Below are 19,479 nucleotides of genomic sequence, written 5' to 3' on the forward strand. Positions count from 1 at the left end.
AGACCAGGACAAAACAGGCGTATGCGCGGTCGTAACAACAACAACCGCAGTAACAACAACAAGGGGCCCAATCCCCTGACGAAGAGCTATGAGTCGAACGGCCCGGACGTGAAGATCCGCGGCACGGCTCAGCATATCGCCGAGAAATACAGCCAGCTCGCCCGCGACGCGCAGTCCAGCGGCGACCCGGTGGCGGCCGAGAACTACTTCCAGCACGCCGAGCATTATTTCCGCATCATCGCGGCCGCCCAGGAGCAGCTGCGCGAGCAGTACGGCTACCAGCAGCAGCGCTCCTTCGATGAGGACGGTAACGAGGAAGAGGGCTTCACCCAGGGTGAGCGCCCGAGCTTCGAGCGTGCGGGTGGCGGCCAGGACTTCGGCAACGGCGAAGAGGGCGATTTCGGCTCGCAGCCGCAGCCCTACGAGAACCGGGCCGAGCGCCAGCCGCGCTTCGACCGCCAGGACCGCAACGACCGTCAGGATCGCGGCGAGCGTCAGGACCGCGGCGATCGTCCCGATCGCGGTGACCGCCAGGATCGCGGCGAGCGTCGCGAGCGCTTCCAGCCCCGTGAGCGCGGCCCGCGCCAGGATTACCAGCCCCGCGACGAGCAGCCCTTCGAGGGTCGCTCGGAGAACGGCGAGCGCACCGAACGCAATGAACAGCGCCCTGCCCGCTTCGACCGGAACGACCGCCAGGACCGGGGCGAGCGCCCCGAGCGCCAGGATCGTCCCGAGCGCCAGGATCGTCCTGAGCGCAACGACCGCTTCGAGCGCGGCGACCGTCCGGAGCGCCGCGAGCGCTTCCCGCGCGAGCGCCGCCGGGACGACGAGGCGTCCGATCAGGGCACCCTGCCGGCTTTCCTCACGAACCCGGTCCGCGCGCCCGCTCCCGTGGCCGCCGAGACGGAGGCTCCGGCTCCCGCACCGGTGATGCAGGAAGCAGCGAACGACGAGGCCGCGGCCCGTCCGCGCCGCCGCCGCCGCACCCGCCAGGAGATGATCGACGCGGCCAACGCCGAGAACGGCGGCTTCACGCCGGATCCGGCCGAAACCCCGGCCGCCGAGTAAGGCACACCGGCACCTGAGACATGAAAAAGGGAGAGCTAGGCTCTCCCTTTTTTGTTGGCGAAAAGATCTTGTCGCTTTCGCAGCCGGCATCGCTTCAGTGTCATTCCCGGCCGAAGCGTCAGCGGAGGGGAAGGGAATCCATGGCGCTGTGCGTGCGGGTGGATCCCCTTCCCTCGCCTGCGGCTCGCCGGGGATGACACCGAGGCGGCTTGGCCGCCTCCATTCCTCTACAGAGCCAGCTCCGTCTGCTCCGCCTCGAGGTCCTCGCCCGTTTCGAGCGGGCCGCCGGCAACCACCTCGGCATAGATGCCGCAATCGAAGTGCCCGTAGGCCTTCATCAGGCTTTTCGGGATCTCCAGGTCGCGGATGCCCGTGTCCGGGTCCACGTTGGTGGCCGCGCAGCGTTCAATGCGCTTGGTGACCTTCAGGCGCAGGCCGGAGGGCGCGGAGAGCACCTTGCCCACGAGGTCGAACTCAGCCCAGGGCGCGAGGCCTTCGATATGGATGTTGCCGCGAAAGCGCAGGGGGTCGACGGGCGCGCCGACGATGTTTTCCAGCGCCCGCACGCTCGCGAGGTTGATGAGGGACACGAAGCCACGCCGGGAATCCGTGAAGCGGAAGCCGTCGGGCGCGGTGAGCACCTTCGGCGGGCCGCGCAGTTCCTTGGGCATGAAGCGGCGGAAGAACGCCTCGATGGCGAGCCGCCCCTGCTGACTCGAGAGATCGCCACGGGCCACCTCCCGTCCCTCCTGCTCGATGAAGAGCGTCGTGATGGAATCGACGTAGCGGGTCTTCAGCCGGGCCAGGCTCTCGTTGCGCATCAGCATCAGGAACTTGATCTTGGGCTGATGCTGCGGGTTGTCCGCATCGAAGCCCGCCGGCCCGTTCTCGACAGCAAACAGCCGGTCGCCGGGAAAGTAGTCGCCCTTGGCGAGGGTGACGGAGGACAGGGTCTCGGGCGAGAGGCCCTTCACGGGATAGCGCTGGAGGGAGGCGATGCGGATGGTCATGGCTTAGCGATAAAGCGCGTGGGGAAGCGGGGCAAGAGAAGGAATTGCGCATTCTCCTCGCCGCCATCGTCATCCCGGACGGAGCGCTGTTTTTCCCTCTCCCCTTTAGCGGGAGAGGGTGGCCTGCGCAGCAGGTCGGGAGAGGGGCCATGCTCGACTGGGACTGCCCCTCTCCCGGCTCACTCCGTTCGCCACCCTCTCCCGCAGAGGGGAGAGGGTTGGTCGCGCCAATTTCGTCCAGTGATAATGGGTGATCACCGGCCCGATGCCCTAGCGCCAGTCCGTCCCTTCGACAGGAGCCTGATCCCGGCTGCGGGTGCGGCCCGCCTCCACCGCCGGGGCCTGCGGCTTGGCCTTCTCGGCCCGCGCCTCCTCCTGGCCGCCCGGCCCGTCGACGATGAGGCGGGCGCCGCGCTGGTAGGTCAGGTAGTTCCACAGCCAGGTGAAGGCGACCACGGCCCGGTTGCGCAGGCCGATCAGGAAGTAGACGTGGGCGACGCCCCAGAACAGCCAGCCGATGAAGCCCGTGAGGTGAACGCTGCCGAGCTTCACCACAGCGGCCTTGCGGCCGATGGTGGCGAGATCGCCCTGGTGGCGGTAGCGGAAAGGTCCCGGGGCCGGGCGGCCCGACGCCCTCGCGGCGATGACCTTGGCCACATAGGCCCCCATCTGCTTGGCGGCCGGCGCGATGCCCGGCACGGTCTTGCCCTCCGCATCCACGGCCGCCGCCGTGTCGCCGATGACGAAGACCTCGGGGCGGCCGGGCACCGCGAGATCCGGCCCCACCTTCACCCGTCCGGCCCGGTCCTGCTCCACCTGGAGCCACTCGCCGGCCGGGGAGGCGATCACGCCCGCAGCCCAGACCAGGGTGCCGGCCTCGATCCGCGATGCTTCGAGATCGACCCCGCGCCCGTCGCAATCGGTCACCCGCGCCGAGGTCATGACCTCCACGCCCATCTTTTCGAGGGCCTGCGCGGCATAGGCCGAGAGGTCTTCCGGAAAGGTCGGCAGCAGGCGGGGACCGGCCTCGATGAGGATGACGCGGGCGGCATGCGGGTCGATGCGCCGGAACTCGGACGGCAGAGCGTAATGGGCCACCTCCGCGATGGCTCCCGCCATCTCGACGCCCGTGGGGCCGCCGCCCACCACCACGAAGGTGAGGAGCCGCCGCTGCTCATCCGGGTCGTCGATCAGCTCCGCCTCCTCGAAGGCGAGCAGGACCTTGCGGCGGATGCGCGTCGCGTCCTCGATCTGCTTCAGCCCCGGCGCGACGGCGGCCCATTCCGGGTGGCCGAAATAGGAATGGGTGGCGCCGGTGGCGAGGACGAGGAAATCGTAAGGGACGGCGGTCGCGCCGGCATGGACGAGCCGTGCCTGCGGATCCACGCCTTCGACCTCCGCCATGAGGACCGTGATGTTCTTCTGGCGCCGGACGATGCTGCGGATCGGCCAGGCGATGTCGGCCGGCGACAGGGCGGCTGTGGCGACCTGGTAGAGCAGCGGCTGGAAGTAGTGAAAGTTGTGGCGGTCGATGAGCGTCACATCCACCGGAGCGCGGGCGAGCGCCTGAGCGGCCGTCAGCCCGCCGAATCCGGCCCCGACGATCACAACCTTCGGCACGTCAGCAGTCATGGCGCTCTCGCTTGGTCGAGGAAAGGCTCCCCATCATAGAAAAAGCCCCGCCGGTTGGCAGGGCTTTTCTTCACGCACGCGATCCGGAGCTTACGAAGCGTCGCCTGAGCGGGCGACCCGGGTGCGCTTGAGCTCGGGCGTGTTGAAACCCTCGCGCGCCGGGATGTGATCCTCGTCGGTGGTCTTCGGGTTCATGCCCTCGTTGGCCGTCTTGTGCTCGGGGATGCTGGTCTGGGGACCGGCCTCCTTCTTCATGCGCAGCGCCTTCTCGGCATTGGCCACCAGCTCCTCGTGAGCCTTCTCGGCCTTGCGCTTCTTGGGGCTGAACATGGAGAAAATATCGGAAAGAGCCATGGTGTGATTACTCCTTGGCGCGGGAGAGCACGCCGTCGCTCTCGTCGCTGCGATGGGTCGGCGGGGATTGGACGTTCTGGCGCGAGACCGGGATGTCGCGGGAGGTCGCCATGGTGCCGGTGGAATCGCCGATGTCGCGGTCCGCCTCGTTGCCCGGGCGGCCTTGATCGTCCCGGATCACCCGGCCGTTCTCCGTGGTGTCGCCGAAGGTCTCCGGCGTCACGGAGGGCTGCTGCTCGACCGGGCTCATGGGCACGGCATGGCCAAGCTCCGCATTGCGGGCCAGGTCGGCACGGGCCTTTTCGGCTTCCGAACGCGGGTCGCGTGTCATGGTAACCTCCTCAAACTGTTGTGGGGTCAATGCCAGGATGGGAAGCCGGTTCCCCTCTTGTTGTCCTGGATCAATGCCCCCACCTAAGCTCCAGCGGATGCTCCGGTATGGAGGTCCGACATCGCAGGGTCGGCCTGTGCCTCCAAGAGGGCGGGCTGACCTGAGGAGGGATGATTGATGAATTTCGAAAAATACACCGAGCGCGCCCGGGGCTTCGTCCAGGCAGCCCAGAATCTCGCCATGCGCGAAGGCCACCCGCAGCTGTCGCCGGGCCATGTGCTGAAAGTCCTGCTGGACGATCCGGAAGGCCTCTGCGCCGGTCTCATCGACCGGGCCGGCGGGCGCTCCCGCGACGCCCATGCGGCGGTGGAGCAATGGCTCGCCAAACAGCCGAAGGTTTCCGGCTCCGCCGCGCAGCCGCAGGCCACCCGCGACCTGATGCGCTTCTTCGACACCGCCGAGAAGGCAGCCGAGAAGGCGGGCGATTCCTACGTCACCGTCGAGCGCATGCTGCTGGCGCTCGCGGTCGAGAAGGATAGCGAGGCCGGAAAAATTCTGGCCCAGGCCGGCGTGACCGCTCAAGGGCTCAACACCGCGATCAACACCTTGCGCAAGGGCCGCACCGCCGACAACGCGACGGCGGAAAACGCCTATGATGCGCTCAAGAAATATGCGCGCGATCTCACGGAAGCGGCCCGCGACGGCAAGCTCGACCCGGTGATCGGCCGCGACGAGGAGATCCGCCGCACCATTCAGGTGCTGTCGCGGCGCACCAAGAACAACCCGGTGCTGATCGGCGAGCCCGGCGTCGGCAAGACCGCCATCGTCGAAGGCCTGGCGCTGCGCATCGTCAACGGCGACGTGCCCGAAAGCCTGAAGGACAAGCAGCTGCTCGCTCTCGACATGGGCGCGCTGATTGCGGGTGCCAAATATCGCGGCGAGTTCGAGGAGCGCTTGAAGGCCGTGCTGCAGGAAGTGACGTCGGCGGAAGGCGGCATCATCCTGTTCATCGACGAGATGCACACGCTCGTCGGCGCCGGCAAGGCCGACGGTGCTATGGATGCGTCGAACCTGCTCAAGCCTGCGTTGGCGCGTGGCGAGCTGCATTGCGTCGGCGCGACGACTCTCGACGAGTACCGCAAGCATGTGGAGAAGGACGCGGCGCTCGCCCGTCGTTTCCAGCCGGTCTTCGTGAGCGAGCCCACGGTGGAGGACACCGTGTCGATCCTGCGCGGCCTCAAGGAAAAGTACGAGCAGCATCACGGCGTGCGCATCACCGACTCGGCGCTTGTCGCGGCAGCCACGCTGTCGAACCGCTACATCACCGACCGCTTCCTGCCGGACAAGGCTATCGACCTCGTGGACGAGGCCTCCTCGCGCCTGCGCATGCAGGTCGACTCGAAGCCGGAAGAACTCGACAACATCGACCGCGAGATCGTGCGCCTGAAGATCGAGCAGGAGGCCCTGAAGAAGGAGACGGATTCCGCCTCCAAGGACCGCCTGGAGCGCCTCACCAAGGAGCTGGCGGAGCTGGAGGAGCAGTCGGCTGCCATCACGGCGCGCTGGAAGGCCGAGAAGGACAAGCTCGGCACCGCGGCCGATCTCAAGAAGAAGCTCGAGGAAGCGCGCAACCAGCTCAGCCAGGCGCAGCGCGCGGGCGATTGGGCGAAGGCCGGCGAACTCTCCTACGGGGTCATTCCGGACCTGGAGAAGCAGCTGACCGATGTCGAGGCCCATGCCGATGGCGGCGGGCTGATGGAAGAGGCCGTGACGCCCGACCATGTGGCCGGCGTCGTCTCGCGCTGGACCGGCGTGCCCGTCGACAAGATGCTGGAAGGCGAGCGCGAGAAGCTGCTGCAGATGGAGCAGGCGATCGCCAAGCGCGTGGTCGGCCAGGCCGAGGCGGTGGCGGCGGTGTCCACCGCCGTGCGTCGCGCCCGCGCAGGCCTGCAGGATCCGAACCGGCCCATCGGCTCGTTCATGTTCCTCGGCCCCACGGGCGTCGGCAAGACGGAGCTGACGAAGGCGCTGGCGAGCTTCCTGTTCGACGACGAGACCGCCCTCGTGCGCCTCGACATGTCGGAATACATGGAGAAGCACTCTGTCGCCCGGCTCATCGGCGCACCTCCCGGCTATGTGGGCTACGAGGAGGGCGGCGCTCTGACTGAGGCCGTGCGCCGCAGGCCCTATCAGGTGGTGCTGTTCGACGAGATCGAGAAGGCGCATCCGGACGTGTTCAACGTGCTGCTGCAGGTGCTCGACGACGGACGCCTCACGGACGGCCAGGGCCGCACCGTGGACTTCCGCAACACGCTCATCATCATGACCTCGAACCTGGGCGCCGAATATCTGGTGAACCAGCCCGAAGGTCAGGATACGGATGCGGTGCGCGACGAGGTCATGGGCGTGGTGCGCTCGCACTTCAGGCCCGAGTTCCTCAACCGCGTGGACGAGATCATCCTGTTCCACCGGCTGCAGCGCTCGGAGATGGGTGCCATCGTGGACATCCAGATGCGCCGCCTGCAGAAGCTGCTCACGGACCGCAAGATCACGCTGGAACTCGACGAGGAGGCGCGTGAATGGTTGGCCGACAAGGGCTACGATCCTGCCTATGGCGCGCGTCCATTGAAGCGCGTGATCCAGAAGCACGTGCAGGATCCGCTGGCGGAGCTGATTCTTGCCGGCGAGGTCAAGGACGGCGAGACCGTGCCGGTGCATGCGGGCCCCATGGGCCTGATGATCGGCGACGTGACGGTGAGCGGCACCGAGCGCCCGCCGCAGGGCGTGCGGCTGAATTAAGACACGAACACAACAGCGAGAAAGGCCGGGCATTCGCCCGGCCTTTTTTGTTTTCGCACTTCCGTGTCATTCCCGGCCGGAGCGTCAGCGGAGAGGAAGGGAATCCACGATCAAGCGCAACGCTATGGATCCCCTTCCCTCGCTACGCTTGGCCTGAGGATGACGGGGTGGAATGATGATGTGTGGTTACTCCGCCGCCGCGCGGTAGTCGCCCTCGTCGTTCATGGGCAGGCCCGCATCGTCGCGGTCGCGTCCGGGGTTGCGTGCGCCCTCGCGCAGGAGCGCATCCTTGTCGGTGCGCTCGCCCTTGTCGTCGCGCAGTTCGCGCTTGGAGCGGCGAAGCTGCTTGGCGGTCTTCTGGAGGGCTGCCCGGAAGGCGGCGTAGAGGTCCTTGTTCTTGGCCTCGCCGCTCATGATCTTGAGCGCGCCCATCTGCATGTTGACCGTGCACCGATAGGTGATGCCCTCGCGGGTGACGTGCACGGAAGCCGTGCTCAACCGCCCGAAATACTTTCCGGCGACCTGACGGATATTCGTTTTGGCATATTGGGGGAAGTTTTCGCCCAGATCGACTGTCGAGCTTTGCACCAGGATGTTGTTATCGGCGCCTTCGGGATCCATCCGCTCCTCCTTGGATGAAGGTTCGATGGCTAACGGCGGGACTGCAGGAAGGTTTCGCCCGCGATGCAACAAAACCGGTCCTGCCAAGGTTATCCGTTGTTCAGGGTCTGCGCGCCCGTGCTCTCTGCTCGCCCACGTCGACGATGGACACCTCGACGGTCTCAGTCCGGTTGTTGCGCACGATCCTGAGCGAGACGGTGTTTCCCACGCCGGCCCGCTCCAGCCGGTCGGTGAGGTCCGACAAGTGCCGCACGGGCGCATCCTCGACGCCCACGATCACGTCGCCGATGATCCCGGCCCGCACGTCCACGCCGCGCAGGCCTGCCCGGTCTGCCGGCGAGCCCGGCACCACGCCGGCCACGATCACGCCGGTCACGCCGAGTTGCGCCGCAAGCGTCTCGTCGCCTGCCAGGATGCCGATGCCGGGTGTCGGCACACGGCCGGTGCGGATGAGCTCCGGCACCACGCGGTTGACCACGTCGACGGGAATCGCGAAGCCGATGCCGGCATTCGTCCCCGACGGCGAGAAGATGGCCGTGTTCACCCCGATGAGGCGCCCGGCGGAATCGAGGAGCGGGCCGCCCGAATTGCCGGGATTGATGGCCGCGTCGGTCTGGATCACGTCGGCAACTTCGCGCCCGCCGCTGGTGGGCAGGCGGCGCTTGAGGGCGCTGATGATGCCGGTGGTGAGCGACTGGTCGAGCCCGAACGGGTTGCCGATGGCAAAGGCCGCCTGCCCCACCTTCAGGTCGGCCGAGCTCCCCACGGTCACGGGCGCCGGCAGCGCGCCCTGGCGCTGGAGCCTCAGGACGGCAAGATCGTAGTTCGGCGCGCGCCCGATCACCTCCGCCGGCCGCACCTCCCCGGAGGCAAGGCGCACCACGAAGGATGAGCCGTTCTCCACCACGTGCTGGTTCGTCACCACATGGCCCGCCGCATCCCACACGAAGCCCGTGCCGGAGCCTGCCGGGTCGCCGCCGGCGGGTCCGCGGCCGCGCAGCGCCACCACCTGCACCACGGAGGGCGCCACCGTCTCGAAAAGCCGGATCGTCGTGCGCTCGAACTCCGCCAGGTCGCCGCGCGCCGCGACGGGCCGCGGCTCACGGGCGGAGTACAGATAGGTGTTCACGTAGGGCTGAAGAATGAAGATTGCGAGCAGCACCGCGATGGCGATGATCCCTACGCGCGTAACCCGATCCTGCATGTCACCTCCACCTGCCGCGTCGTCCCTCATGGGGACGCCCGTGTGAACGCTTCGTTCCCTCGCCGAGGCCAGAGGAAGGCGCGGCATGGCGCTCCGGAACCTTCACGCTGCCCGTCGATTGAGCCGAGGTTACAGGGAGCGCGATAAGGATGCTTCAGTTTCGTTTTGGGCGTCTTGCCGCCGGAGCCCTGATGGCTGCCCTTGCGCTCGCGGGCGCAGCCCACGGCGTCGAAACGGGACCGCTCGACCAGTTGAGGCAGCGGGCGCTGGAACTGGTCAATCGGGAGAGGGCGGATCGCGGCCTGGAGGCCCTCCGGTTACAGGACGGTCTCAACGAGGCTGCGCAGAACCATGCCGAGGACATGCTGCGGCGAAACTACTATTCGCACACCTCACCGGAAGGCGAATCGGTTCAGGACCGTTTTCTGGACGCGGGCGGAAGCCGATGGAAGCTGACGGCGGAGAACATCGCGCGTTGCCAGGGTTGCCCATCGCCGCCGACGGAAGATCGTGTCGAGGAACTGCACCAGGGCTGGATGGATTCTCCGCCTCATCGGGAGAACATCCTGAGGCAGGGGCTCGCCTCGTTCGGGTTCGGCATCGCGGTTGGCGATGACCGCACGCTCTATGCCGTCCAGACCTTCGCCGGGCCGGGCACATCGCGAGACCGGCAACCCGAGGAAGCCTCCGCGCTCGACCGGCAGGAGCAGAATGCGCTCCTGGAAAAGCGGCTCAACAGGGCGCGAACGCGGGAGGACCTGCCGCCGGTGGAAACGCATCCGGCGCTCGTGGAGGCGGCAGCTCAGCTTCTGCCGCAGGCGGACCCCGGCTCCTTCACGGCCGGTGAATCGTCCAATCCGATGGATGCGCTTCCGGCCGATGCACGCATGCAGTGGAGCAGCCTTGCGGTCGTCATGGCGACCTGCGGCGGATGCGGCACCCGGCCGACCGCAGGGGATGTCCGCTCCTTTCTCCAGCAATGGCTCGACAACCCGCAATACCGCGATCGCCTGCTCGACCGGAGCTTCACGCATGCTGGGTTCATCATCCGGGCGAATGGCGATGGGCTGAAAAGCGCGCTGCTCGTCCTGGGCCGGCAGCGGCAGAGGCCATGACCGACGCTCCGCCGGCCTGAACCAAACTTTCCCGCAAACGTTCGCTCTCACAGTCGATTGCAGGAGAATCCTTGATGTCACGCCGTCTCGTGATCGCCGGCCTCATGGCCGCCGTCGCCGTTCCCGCTTTTGCCCAGCAGCAGAACCAGGCCATTCCGTTTTCCGTCACGCCGCAGCCCGCCGAACAGCGGGTGAACCCGGATCTCGGGCAGAACGCGCAGCAGCGCGAGCAGCGCACGCAACAGGGCGGCGCCCCGCAGGACACGCGGACCCCTGCCCGCCAGGGCCAGGCCAACAGCGCGCCGGCCGCCCTTGGCCAGGAGCAGTCGCAGGCCGACCGGCAGTACATCCAGCAGATGCTGGCGCTCAGCACCGTCTCGCTGCAGCAGTCGAACTTCGCGCTGAGCAAGGCGCAGAATCCGCGCGTGAAGCAGTTCGCCGAGTTCGAGGTCGGCGAGCAGAACCTGCTCACCGAGATCATGCACTCCTTCGCCGAGCCGAACGCCACCGCGTCCACCACCCGCGGCGCCCAGGCTGCGGCCTCCACGGCGCCGGTGCTGCCGCAGGACGATGCACAGGCGATGGAGCGCCTCTCGAAGGCGCAAGCGGGCCCTGCCTTCGACAGGGACTATGTCGCCATGCAGATCCAGGGGCACCAGGAGCTGCTGAAGCTGCAGGAAAGCTATCTGCAGCAGGGCTCCGGCAATCGCGAGACCACGAACCTGGCCAAGCTGGCGCGCAACCAGATCCAGGAGCATCTCACGATGCTGCAGGACATCCAAAAGGAGCTTGGCCAGTAGCATCCGACCTGCCTTTCTTTTCACGGTCGTGAGACCGGAACACCCGTCCCGAACAGGACGTTGCCTTTTCAAGCTGCAGGCCGGGCGGCCTGCTCGAACCCCCAAGAAGAGGAACAGCTCATGGCGCGAGACAAGCGCGGACAGCCCACAGAACCGGACGTGGACGAGGTGATGAACCAGCTTGTGCAGGAAGAGACCGGCGACGACTTCGTCGCAGGACCGACCCAGCGCAACGATATCGGCAACACCAAGCGCGCGGCCGCCAAGGCCACCGGTCAGATGGGTGCCTCGAAGAAGCTCGACCCCGATCTCGACATCGACCGCGTGGACGACAACCGGGTCCAGAGCGGTTCACGGGCCGGGATCCACTCCTTCAAGGAGGTGCCGGAGAAGGAAGACGACGAGGCCGGCTTCCGGATGTCGAACGAGGAGATCGCCGAAGGCGTCAACACCACCGCCAACAAGAGCCCGGCTCCCCGCACCCCGCAGACGGAAGGCTCGATGGGCCCCACGGGGATGAGCGGCGGCGCGGCCTCCCGGGCCCGGGTGCCGGCCCCCGGCAACGCTGTGGACGTGCCCAAGGGCACCCTGGTGCGCGGCCATCCCACGGCCAGCCAGTCCGGCGGCAAGTCGACCTCCTCCACGGGCGACGAGAAGCCGCCGAAGCGCTCCGGCCGCGCCGGCGGCCCGCAGGGCCAGCGGCCCCTCTCCAAGGGCGGCAGCGAGGAACGGTAGCTTCAACAGTGTCATTCCCGGCCGGAGCATAGCGGAGGGGAAGGGAATCCATGGCGCAGTGCGTGTGAGTGGATCCCCTTCCCGGCCTGCGGCCGCCGGGGATGACACGCCCCTCCCCCAAACACCCTGCGTCCGGGATGACGCTGCTGCATAGCTGTCTCTACGGAAGATGGAGTGACAGCCCCGTACCTCCCGCTTTATGGATTGTTCAGCCGAACCGGCACTGACGACATAAATCGGTAGAGGAAACGCTCATGGACAGAAGAAAAGTTCTCAAAGGGGCCGGCCTTGCGGCCGCCGCAGGCGTGGTCGCCTCCCCGGCCATCGCGCAGGCCCAGCCGGAAGTCCGCTGGCGCATGGCTTCGGCTTACCCTAAGAGCCTCGATACCCTCTATGGCGCGGGCGAGATGATCTCCAAGCGCGTGGCCGCCGCCACCGACAACAAGTTCCAGATCCAGCCCTTCGCCGCGGGCGAGATCGTCGGCGCGCTCCAGACCCTCGACGCCACCCAGAACGGCACGGTCGAGAGCGCCTACACCCTGTCGAGCTTCTTCATCGGCAAGGACCCGACGTTCATGTTCGACACCTCCGTGCCGTGGGGCATGAACGTGCGCCAGCACAATGCCTGGATGTATTACGGCGGCGGCCTCGAGCTCATGCGCGAGTTCATGAAGGACTACAACGTGCATCCGATCCCGGCCGGGCAGACCGGTGCGCAGATGGGCGGCTGGTTCCGCAAGGAGATTAACTCCATCGCGGATCTGAGCGGCCTCAAGATGCGCATCGCCGGCATGGGCGGCCAGATCATGCAGAAGCTCGGCGTGGTGCCGCAGGTGCTCGCCGCAGGCGACATCTACCCGGCGCTCGAGCGCGGCACCCTCGATGCGGTGGAGTTCTCCGGCCCGCATGACGACGAGAAGCTCGGCTTCGTGAAGGTCGCCAAATACTACTACTATCCCGGTTTCTGGGAAGGCGGCGCGCAGCCCTCGCTCTACGTGAACCTGGACAAGTGGAACGAGCTGCCGGCGCACTACAAGGCCGTGCTCGAGGCGGCCTGCGCGGAGGCCAACGCCATGTGCGTGGCCAAGTACGACGCGCAGAACGCCGAAGCGATCCGCCGCCTCGTCGGCCAGGGCGTGCAGCTGCGCCCCTTCCCGCGCGACGTGATGGAGCAGAGCTACAAGGAGGCTTACAAGCTCTACGGCGAACTCGCGGCCGCGAATCCCAAGTTCAAGAAGGTGTACGATTCCTGGAGCGCCTTCCGCGACAAGGAGCTGACCTGGTTCCGCATCGCGGAGCTGCCCTTCGACTACTTCGTCAACCAGCAGCAGGGCCAGCCCCGCTGATCTTCTTCTTGATCTCAGGAGCGGCGCCGAAAGGCGCCGTTTCCAATTGAGGTTCAAGGCGGATCGAGGCTTGGCCTGATGCGTTGTCTTCCTGACAAGCAACAGCAATCCGGCGATGGAGAACCGTCATGACGGACAAGAACCGCAATCAGGACAGCACGCAGGACAAGAATAACGCTAAGGACAACAAGCAGACCGAGACTGACAAGACGCACCAGGAAGAGCTGCTCGACGAGGCCGTGGAGGAAACCTTCCCGGCCAGCGATCCGGTCGCCGTGAAGATCACGAAGTAAGTCGATCCTGAAGGCTGTTTTCAACCTCTGACCTCATCCTGAGGAGCGAGCTTGCTCGCGTCTCGAAGGATCGTCCAGTGCTCTCTGGAGCCTCCTTCGAGACGCAGACTGCGTCTGCTCCTCAGGATGAGGTTGAGGGTGTGAGGTCTGGCTGTTTGTGTTCGTGTCAGCTCCTGCTTGCCACCGCGACGCCCAACGCCGCGAGCGCCATGCCGGCGAGCTGGATCAGGGTCAGGGTCTCGCCGAAGAGCGCGAAGGCCATGAGCGCCGCGACCGGCGGCACGAGATAGAGCAGGGTCGCGACGCCCACGACCGCTCCCTGGCGGATCAGGAACAGCAGCAGCCCGATGGCCCCGATGGAGAGGCCGAACACCGCCCAGGCGAGCGCGCCGAGGAGCGGAAGCGTGAAGTCCATATGCCCCTCCTCCAGCAGCAGCATCAGCGGCAGGGTGACGATGGCCGCGCCGATATACTGGATGGTCGCATTGACCCGCAGGTCGAGATTGCTGCCGGTGCGCTTCTGCCAGATGGTCCCGAAGGTGATGGAGAGCATGCCGAGCACGCAGACGAAGAGCGCCAGCGGCGGCACGCCGCCATCGCCCAGCTTCGGCGCCACCACCAGGGCGGCGCCCATGAAGCCGATGCCGATCCCGGCCCAGCGGCCAGGGGAGACGCGCTCCCCCAGCAGGGGCCCGGCGAGAAGGCCTGTCGCCAGCGGCTGCAGGCCGGCCACCAGGGCGGAGATCCCGGCCGGCAGCCCGTGCTTGACCGCCCAGAACACGCCCCCGAGATAGAACCCGTGCAGGAGAACCCCGGCGATCAGGCTGTTGCGCCAGTCGCTCCAGCGGCGCGGCCAGGAGACCCGCGCCGCCGCGACGATGGCGGCCAGCACGAGGGTGGCGAGTATGTAGCGCACGAACAGGAACGTCAGCGGCTCGGCATGGGGCGCCACGAGCCGTGCCACGATGAAGCCGGTGGCCCAGATGAGCACGAACAGCGGCGGCGCGATGCGGGCGAAGAGGGAGGGGCTCATGGCGGGACAGGATCGGAACCGGAAGGAGTGGCCTTGTAGGCTCCCGCCCCGGCCTTTGTCGATCCATGGAGCCTCATCCCTATGTCGACACGATAACCACGCTCATTGTCTTTCGAGCGCTGGACGAGAATGGCGCAGGTGTCCCCTCCCTCCTTGTGGGGGAGGGCCAGGGAGGGGGGTGCAGCGCAGGACTGACACCAGGTCGGCGCTCACACCCCCCTCTCCAACTCTCCCCCACAAGGGGGGAGAGGGCTGGTGGCGTTCCTCTTGTTCAGCCCTTGTTTCCTTGCCCTTAACCCCTGCCGCACCATCTCCAGGCTCTTGGAGACCCTGCTTTTGAACCGCCTTCGCCTCTGGCTCGAACTCCTCGCCATCGCGTCCACCCGCTTCGTGCTGCACGATGCCTGGGCGATTGCGAGCCATATCGCGCTCTCGGTGCTGACCTCGATGTTCCCGTTCCTCATCCTGGTCACGGCGCTGGCGAGCCTGTTCGGCACCGGGACCCTGGCCGACGAGGTGGCGGACATCATCCTGGAGGCATGGCCGCGCGGGATCGCAGGTCCCATCGCGGGCGAGGTGCACACCATTCTCTCCGTCAAGCGCAGCGACGTGGTGACCCTCGGCCTCGTGCTCGCCCTCTATTTCGCCTCGAGCGGCGTAGAGAGCCTCAGGGTCGGGCTCAACCGCGCCTACGGGGTGCGCGAGACCCGCGCCTGGTGGCTGACGCGCCTCGAATCCATCGCCTTCGTGATCGCCGGAGCCCTGATGCTGCTGGCGCTTGCCCTGCTCGTGGTGCTCGGCCCCTTCCTCTGGCGGTTCATGCTCGTCTGGGTGCCGGCGCTGCAGCCCTTCGAGGGGCTCATCGCCTTCCTGCGCATCGGCGTGGCGACGGTGGTCATCGTGGCGGGCCTGCTGCTGGCCTACAAGCTCATCCCGTCGGGACGGCGCGGCTTCCGCGCGGTGCTGCCCGGCGTGGGCGTGACGCTCGCCCTCTGGCTTCTCGGCGGCTTCGCGTTCAGCTGGTATCTCGAGTTCTATCCGGGGGCCTACGCCTCCACCTATGGGGGGCTTGCCACCGCCATGGTGGCCCTGATCTTCCTCTATACGCTCAGCGCCATCTTCCTGTTCGGCGGGGAGCTGAACGGCACGATCATCCTCGCCAAGCGCCGCCGCCTCGGCAAGGAGCCGAAGCCGCAGCACATGAACGACCTGATCGCGCTGCCCTGACGGGGGCGCCGGTCGCAGCGCTCACGGGGTCAGGATCACCATCAGCACGAGCCCGAACAGGCCGATGGCGGCAATGCCGATGAGGCTGAGTCAGGGATATCTGCTGTCGCGGTCAGGATCCAAGAGCCGGTCTCCCGTCACGCGCCGAGGGTGACGATCCAGAGGCAGAGGCCGAGACCGACCATCACGGCCAGCCAATTCAGCGAACGATCGAAGACCAGGTTCCAGGAGGCCGGAACGGTCTGGGCGAGCTTCTTCTGCGGGGGGAGATCGACGGGCATGGTTCATGCTCCAAAGCCTGGACAGCTTCGAGACGCACCATGCGCCCAAAAGGGCAGCGGCCGACTAAGGAATCGCTGATGGATGAACCCTACACGGCCAATGCGTCATTTGTAAGTATGGTCTCAACCCATGACCTCAGCGACGGCATCACGGTCAGATGATCGTCGAGCCGTCCGACTTCACGCGCTCGTCGCCGATCTGCCGCGCGAGCTTGTCGGCCTCTTTGCCGCCCACGTGGATGCGCACCAGCGTCCATTCATTCTCGGATTTCCACATACGGAACGAGAGCATGAAGCCGTCGCCGTGCTTCTGGGCATCGGCATGGGTGGCGTCGGGCAGGTCATAGGGCCCGAGCCCGTCGAAGGTAATCTGTCCCACGGGGGTCTCCGGTCATGAGAATCATGAGCCAACGACTGAGCGCCTGACTGGTTCATGGCCTCGCGCCGTCATGAGTCATGAGGCGCCCTCTCAAAGATTGGGCGTGATCCTCAACTCCAGCCTTGCCGACGCAACGGGCCGCGTGCTCGGCGCAAGACCGTAGCCGAGGGAGACGTTGAGGACGGATTTGAACCGGTCCGTGGGTGCGCTGAGCAGCGCCTGTCCCATGACTTCCGACAGCAGGCCGGTGCTGAAATCGCCGCTCAAGGCATCGAGGCTGACGCTCGGCGCAAAGCGCAGCTGCGTGCTCCAGGATTGCAGCGGCAGATCGAGCGGAATGCCCATGGAGCCGCTGAGCGACTGCGCATAGCCGTGGCTCGTCACGTCTATGAGGCCCGCCGTCGACAGCCCGAAAGTGAGGCCGCCGAGGCTCTCCCAATCGCGGGTCACGAAGGCCTCCCAGGTGGCTTTCGACTGCAGCGGTCCATGGTGCCCGCCGCCGCGGATCAGCTCGGTGCCGACGAGGAAGTTGTAGTCGTGCAGGGGCTGGAGCTTGGCCCCAAGCGAATGGCCGGTCGCGCCGGGCCGGAAGCTCTGGGCAGAGCCACTGGCCATGCCGTTCGCCCACACCTGGGTGCGGTTCAGGCTGAAGGAGGGGCGCGGGTGCTTGCCCCGGCGCGTTACAGCAACATGATCGTCGAGCCACTGGGGCGTGAGGTCGGCGCTCCAGATCCCCTCCCCTTCCGCCCACGCCGCGGTGGAGAACAGCACGAGGGGAAGCAGCAACGCTCCACGCCGGCAAAGAAGAAATAACATCGAAGGAACCAGAATAAAATCGTAACGGAGACTGCAATACGGCCTCCATTCGAGTTGGATCTGGTTAATTCCCGGTTAATCGATCTTCATTGTTCGGCATGGTCGACGCCGCAGACAGAACAAGACCCTGCGATGCAGAGAAATTGGAGAGCGGAATCAACCGGATGGCGCACGCTTGCTCGCGTGTTGCAGTCGCGGTACTCAAAAAAGAAACGGCCGGGCGTGAGCCCGGCCGCTTCCGATTGCGATGCCGTGAGGATCAGTTGACGATCTTGTACTTCACGAAGCCTTCCGGCGCGTCGCCCATCTTCTCGACCTTGATGCCGGCCGGCTGATAGTTGGCGGCGTTCGGGCCGGTGGTGAAGGTCATGGTGACGCCGGCGGGAACCGCGAGCGACCAGGAGCCGTCGGCCTTCGGGGCCACTTCCTTCTTCTCGACGATGTAGCGCATGATGGCGTCGCGGGTGAGGTCCGGGGCCTCGAACACGATGGTGCTGCCGTCGGCGCCGGGGAAGTTGCCGCCGCCGCCTGCACGGTAGTTGTTCGTCACCACCAGGAACTGCTGGTCATCCGCAACGGGCTTGCCGTTATAGGTGAGGTCCTTGATGCGGTGGGCATCGGGGTTCACCAGCTTGCCGTCATTGTCGTAGCGCGAGGCCTGCGTCGGGTCGATCTTGTACTGGACGCCGGCGATCACGTCGAAGTTGTAGGCCGGGAACTTCGCGTTGATGAGGTCCTGCTCGCCGCCCTTGGCCGGATCGATCTGGTTGTAGATGCCGGCCGAGCGCTCGAGCCACTCGCGCACCTGGGCGCCCGTGATCTTCACCACCCGGATCGTGTTCGGGTAGATGTAGATGTCCGCCATGTCCTTGATGGCGAGCGGGCCGGGCTTGATCTCGGTGAAGTAGTTCGGCCCACCGCGGCCGCCGGCCTTGAAGGGCGCTGCCGCCGACAGGATCGGCAGGTCCTTGAAGGCGGAGGCCTTGAGCTGATCGGCCACGTACCAGGCCTGCGCATCGGCCACGAGCTTCACCGAGGCGTCGTCCGACACCAGCGAGTAGTAGGAGTGGATCGGCACGGCGGTCTTGCCGACGGGCTCGCGCACGTATTTCAGGGTGGCGTCATGATCGGCCTGGACTGCGGCGACGACGCCGGCCTCGGACCCCACCTTCGCCACCACCTTGCGGTCCACGCGGTCGTAGATCGAGCGGGCCTCAGTGCGGAAGTCAGCCACCTTCCAGCCATCGCCCTCCTTCACAAGATCGAGGTCGATCAAGCCCAGGTGGCTGCCCCAGAAGCCGGCCATGACGGCGGGCTTGCCGTGCAGCGTGCCCTTCTGCACGTCCACGCCGGGGATGTTGTTGAACTCCTTGCCGCCCGGGAACACGAAGTGCTGGTGGCCGGTGAGGATCGCATCGATGCCGTCGACCTTGGCGAGGTGGAGCGCAGCATTCTCCTCGCCGCCCTTGCGCTCGCCGCCCGCGATGCCGGTATGGCTGAGGGCCACGATGATGTCGGCGCCTGCCTTCTTCATCTCGGGAACGTACTTGTTGGCCGCGTCGACGATGTCGATGGTGGTCACCTTGCCGTCGAGATTGGCCTTGTCCCACTGCACGATCTGCGGCGGCACGAAGCCGATCACGCCCACCTTCAGCTTGTGCTTCGCGCCGGACTCGTCGGTGACCTCACGGTCGAGGATGAGCCAGGGCTTGATCAGCGGTTCGCCGTTCGCCTTCACCGCATTGGCGCAGACGAGCGGGAATTTCGCCTCGCCCATGGCGTTCTGCAGGAATTCGAGACCATAGTTGAATTCGTGGTTGCCCAGCGTGCCGGCATCGTAGTTCAGGGTGTTCATGGCAGCCACGATGGGGTGCACGTCGCCCTTCTTCATGCCCTTGCGGTAGGCCACGTAGTCGCCGAGCGGGGAGCCCTGGATGATGTCGCCGTTGTCGAACAGCAGGCTGTTCTTGGCCTCCGCGCGGGCGGCCTTCACGAGGGTGGCCGTGCGGGCCAAGCCCACGCTGTCGTCGGGCGCATCGCGATAGTAATCATAGGGGAAGACGTTCACGTGAAGGTCCGTGGTCTCCATGATGCGGAGCTTCACGAGCGGACCGGCGGCCCAGCCGGTCTGCGACAGGCCGACAAGTGCGGCGGCGGCCACGCCGGTCTGCAGGACGCGGCGGCGGGTAATCAAGGTTGTCATAGGTCTTCCCTTTTACGAAACGTAGTTCGCTGTAGGCTACAAGAGCACAAGTTTTGTGACAGAATCAATATGAGCCGGCTCACCATGGAGCCGCAGCCGTTGCGGAAGCCCGTGGCGGACCCCGCCGTCACGGCCGGAACGGCGCTTCCAGGGCTCCGCGACTGGACATTCTTCCTAGTCTGTGCGGCACTGCCGCTCCCTTCGAGCCGTGCCGGCCCCTGCCGGAACGCCC

Annotated in this window: 19 protein-coding genes; 8 read left to right on the forward strand and 11 right to left on the reverse strand. The window is 66.4% G+C overall.

What is annotated here, in order from left to right; all coding sequences use genetic code 11:
* Positions 1–21 precede the first annotated feature (21 nt).
* The gene (locus JAO75_RS01695; RefSeq protein WP_246742307.1) at positions 22–1,068 is read left to right on the forward strand and encodes a DUF4167 domain-containing protein; all 1,047 of its coding nucleotides are present in this window, start codon (positions 22–24) and stop codon (positions 1,066–1,068) included.
* Between the two features lie 227 nt (positions 1,069–1,295).
* Here the strand turns inward: JAO75_RS01695 and JAO75_RS01700 are convergent, their stop codons facing one another.
* The 4 genes from JAO75_RS01700 to JAO75_RS01715 all read right to left on the reverse strand — a co-directional run bounded on the left by JAO75_RS01700 (position 1,296) and on the right by JAO75_RS01715 (position 4,395).
* Positions 1,296–2,078, reverse strand: a complete 783-nt coding sequence (locus tag JAO75_RS01700; protein WP_199046136.1) for an MOSC domain-containing protein — start codon at positions 2,076–2,078, stop codon at positions 1,296–1,298.
* 270 nt (positions 2,079–2,348) lie between these two features.
* Positions 2,349–3,710: an NAD(P)/FAD-dependent oxidoreductase gene (locus JAO75_RS01705; protein WP_199046137.1), complete on the reverse strand. Its 1,362-nt coding sequence runs from the start codon at positions 3,708–3,710 to the stop codon at positions 2,349–2,351.
* A gap of 90 nt (positions 3,711–3,800) precedes the next feature.
* Positions 3,801–4,064, reverse strand: coding sequence for a hypothetical protein (locus JAO75_RS01710; RefSeq protein WP_199046138.1), 264 nt, complete (start codon positions 4,062–4,064; stop codon positions 3,801–3,803).
* Between the two features lie 7 nt (positions 4,065–4,071).
* Positions 4,072–4,395 carry a hypothetical protein gene (locus tag JAO75_RS01715; RefSeq protein ID WP_199046139.1) on the reverse strand — a complete coding sequence of 108 codons (324 nt, stop codon included), beginning with the start codon at positions 4,393–4,395 and terminating at the stop codon, positions 4,072–4,074.
* Between the two features lie 177 nt (positions 4,396–4,572).
* On the opposite strand from JAO75_RS01715, the gene clpB reads away from it, so the two are divergent.
* Positions 4,573–7,194, forward strand: coding sequence for an ATP-dependent chaperone ClpB (clpB, locus tag JAO75_RS01720; RefSeq protein WP_199046140.1), 2,622 nt, complete (start codon positions 4,573–4,575; stop codon positions 7,192–7,194).
* A gap of 186 nt (positions 7,195–7,380) precedes the next feature.
* On the opposite strand, the gene hpf is transcribed toward clpB, so the two are convergent.
* Both hpf and JAO75_RS01730 read right to left on the reverse strand, forming a co-directional pair.
* Positions 7,381–7,815 (reverse strand): ribosome hibernation-promoting factor, HPF/YfiA family, encoded by a 435-nt coding sequence (gene hpf / locus JAO75_RS01725; RefSeq protein ID WP_199046142.1) that lies wholly within the window; start codon positions 7,813–7,815, stop codon positions 7,381–7,383.
* A 100-nt stretch (positions 7,816–7,915) separates the two neighbouring features.
* Entirely contained in the window at positions 7,916–9,019 is a 1,104-nt protein-coding gene (locus JAO75_RS01730) for a S1C family serine protease (RefSeq protein WP_199046144.1), read from the reverse strand.
* A gap of 149 nt (positions 9,020–9,168) precedes the next feature.
* Here JAO75_RS01730 and JAO75_RS01735 point away from each other — a divergent pair, with 149 nt between their 5' ends.
* The 5 genes from JAO75_RS01735 (at position 9,169) to JAO75_RS01755 (ending at position 13,308) form a co-directional block, all read left to right on the forward strand.
* Positions 9,169–10,134 (forward strand): CAP domain-containing protein, encoded by a 966-nt coding sequence (locus tag JAO75_RS01735; protein ID WP_199046146.1) that lies wholly within the window; start codon positions 9,169–9,171, stop codon positions 10,132–10,134.
* Between the two features lie 74 nt (positions 10,135–10,208).
* Entirely contained in the window at positions 10,209–10,934 is a 726-nt protein-coding gene (locus JAO75_RS01740) for a DUF4142 domain-containing protein (protein ID WP_199046148.1), read from the forward strand.
* Between the two features lie 120 nt (positions 10,935–11,054).
* The gene (locus tag JAO75_RS01745) at positions 11,055–11,669 is read left to right on the forward strand and encodes a hypothetical protein (protein ID WP_199046151.1); all 615 of its coding nucleotides are present in this window, start codon (positions 11,055–11,057) and stop codon (positions 11,667–11,669) included.
* Positions 11,670–11,923: 254 nt separating this feature from the next.
* On the forward strand, positions 11,924–13,015 hold the full coding sequence (locus tag JAO75_RS01750) for a TRAP transporter substrate-binding protein (RefSeq protein WP_199046153.1): 1,092 nt from the start codon (positions 11,924–11,926) through the stop codon (positions 13,013–13,015).
* 128 nt (positions 13,016–13,143) lie between these two features.
* Entirely contained in the window at positions 13,144–13,308 is a 165-nt protein-coding gene (locus JAO75_RS01755; RefSeq protein ID WP_199046155.1) for a hypothetical protein, read from the forward strand.
* A 166-nt stretch (positions 13,309–13,474) separates the two neighbouring features.
* Here the strand turns inward: JAO75_RS01755 and JAO75_RS01760 are convergent, their stop codons facing one another.
* Positions 13,475–14,341 carry a DMT family transporter gene (locus tag JAO75_RS01760; protein ID WP_199046157.1) on the reverse strand — a complete coding sequence of 289 codons (867 nt, stop codon included), beginning with the start codon at positions 14,339–14,341 and terminating at the stop codon, positions 13,475–13,477.
* Between the two features lie 336 nt (positions 14,342–14,677).
* On the opposite strand from JAO75_RS01760, the gene JAO75_RS01765 reads away from it, so the two are divergent.
* The gene (locus JAO75_RS01765) at positions 14,678–15,568 is read left to right on the forward strand and encodes a YihY/virulence factor BrkB family protein (RefSeq protein ID WP_199046159.1); all 891 of its coding nucleotides are present in this window, start codon (positions 14,678–14,680) and stop codon (positions 15,566–15,568) included.
* Positions 15,569–15,705: 137 nt separating this feature from the next.
* On the opposite strand, the gene JAO75_RS01770 is transcribed toward JAO75_RS01765, so the two are convergent.
* The 4 genes from JAO75_RS01770 to JAO75_RS01785 all read right to left on the reverse strand — a co-directional run bounded on the left by JAO75_RS01770 (position 15,706) and on the right by JAO75_RS01785 (position 19,247).
* Positions 15,706–15,849: a hypothetical protein gene (locus tag JAO75_RS01770; protein ID WP_199046161.1), complete on the reverse strand. Its 144-nt coding sequence runs from the start codon at positions 15,847–15,849 to the stop codon at positions 15,706–15,708.
* A 154-nt stretch (positions 15,850–16,003) separates the two neighbouring features.
* Positions 16,004–16,228, reverse strand: coding sequence for a hypothetical protein (locus JAO75_RS01775; protein ID WP_199046163.1), 225 nt, complete (start codon positions 16,226–16,228; stop codon positions 16,004–16,006).
* A 90-nt stretch (positions 16,229–16,318) separates the two neighbouring features.
* Positions 16,319–17,044 carry a hypothetical protein gene (locus JAO75_RS01780; RefSeq protein ID WP_199046164.1) on the reverse strand — a complete coding sequence of 242 codons (726 nt, stop codon included), beginning with the start codon at positions 17,042–17,044 and terminating at the stop codon, positions 16,319–16,321.
* A gap of 259 nt (positions 17,045–17,303) precedes the next feature.
* The gene (locus tag JAO75_RS01785; RefSeq protein WP_199046165.1) at positions 17,304–19,247 is read right to left on the reverse strand and encodes a bifunctional 2',3'-cyclic-nucleotide 2'-phosphodiesterase/3'-nucleotidase; all 1,944 of its coding nucleotides are present in this window, start codon (positions 19,245–19,247) and stop codon (positions 17,304–17,306) included.
* Positions 19,248–19,479 lie beyond the last annotated feature (232 nt).

The sequence above is a fragment of the Microvirga splendida genome (assembly GCF_016427565.1).
GTDB classification, from domain to species: Bacteria; Pseudomonadota; Alphaproteobacteria; order Rhizobiales; family Beijerinckiaceae; genus Microvirga; species Microvirga splendida.

Bases quoted from the DNA above. Each gene is read 5' to 3' on its own strand.
- JAO75_RS01740 (WP_199046148.1), top strand. From the start codon at position 10,209: ATGTCACGCCGTCTCGTGATCGCCGGCCTCATGGCCGCCGTCGCCGTT.
- JAO75_RS01760 (WP_199046157.1), bottom strand. From the start codon at position 14,341: ATGAGCCCCTCCCTCTTCGCCCGCATCGCGCCGCCGCTGTTCGTGCTC.
- JAO75_RS01700 (WP_199046136.1), bottom strand. From the start codon at position 2,078: ATGACCATCCGCATCGCCTCCCTCCAGCGCTATCCCGTGAAGGGCCTC.
- JAO75_RS01750 (WP_199046153.1), top strand. From the start codon at position 11,924: ATGGACAGAAGAAAAGTTCTCAAAGGGGCCGGCCTTGCGGCCGCCGCA.
- JAO75_RS01745 (WP_199046151.1), top strand. From the start codon at position 11,055: ATGGCGCGAGACAAGCGCGGACAGCCCACAGAACCGGACGTGGACGAG.
- JAO75_RS01730 (WP_199046144.1), bottom strand. From the start codon at position 9,019: ATGCAGGATCGGGTTACGCGCGTAGGGATCATCGCCATCGCGGTGCTG.
- JAO75_RS01735 (WP_199046146.1), top strand. From the start codon at position 9,169: ATGCTTCAGTTTCGTTTTGGGCGTCTTGCCGCCGGAGCCCTGATGGCT.
- JAO75_RS01695 (WP_246742307.1), top strand. From the start codon at position 22: ATGCGCGGTCGTAACAACAACAACCGCAGTAACAACAACAAGGGGCCC.
- JAO75_RS01780 (WP_199046164.1), bottom strand. From the start codon at position 17,044: ATGTTATTTCTTCTTTGCCGGCGTGGAGCGTTGCTGCTTCCCCTCGTG.
- clpB (WP_199046140.1), top strand. From the start codon at position 4,573: ATGAATTTCGAAAAATACACCGAGCGCGCCCGGGGCTTCGTCCAGGCA.
- hpf (WP_199046142.1), bottom strand. From the start codon at position 7,815: ATGGATCCCGAAGGCGCCGATAACAACATCCTGGTGCAAAGCTCGACA.
- JAO75_RS01715 (WP_199046139.1), bottom strand. From the start codon at position 4,395: ATGACACGCGACCCGCGTTCGGAAGCCGAAAAGGCCCGTGCCGACCTG.
- JAO75_RS01710 (WP_199046138.1), bottom strand. From the start codon at position 4,064: ATGGCTCTTTCCGATATTTTCTCCATGTTCAGCCCCAAGAAGCGCAAG.
- JAO75_RS01755 (WP_199046155.1), top strand. From the start codon at position 13,144: ATGACGGACAAGAACCGCAATCAGGACAGCACGCAGGACAAGAATAAC.
- JAO75_RS01705 (WP_199046137.1), bottom strand. From the start codon at position 3,710: ATGACTGCTGACGTGCCGAAGGTTGTGATCGTCGGGGCCGGATTCGGC.
- JAO75_RS01770 (WP_199046161.1), bottom strand. From the start codon at position 15,849: ATGCCCGTCGATCTCCCCCCGCAGAAGAAGCTCGCCCAGACCGTTCCG.
- JAO75_RS01785 (WP_199046165.1), bottom strand. From the start codon at position 19,247: ATGACAACCTTGATTACCCGCCGCCGCGTCCTGCAGACCGGCGTGGCC.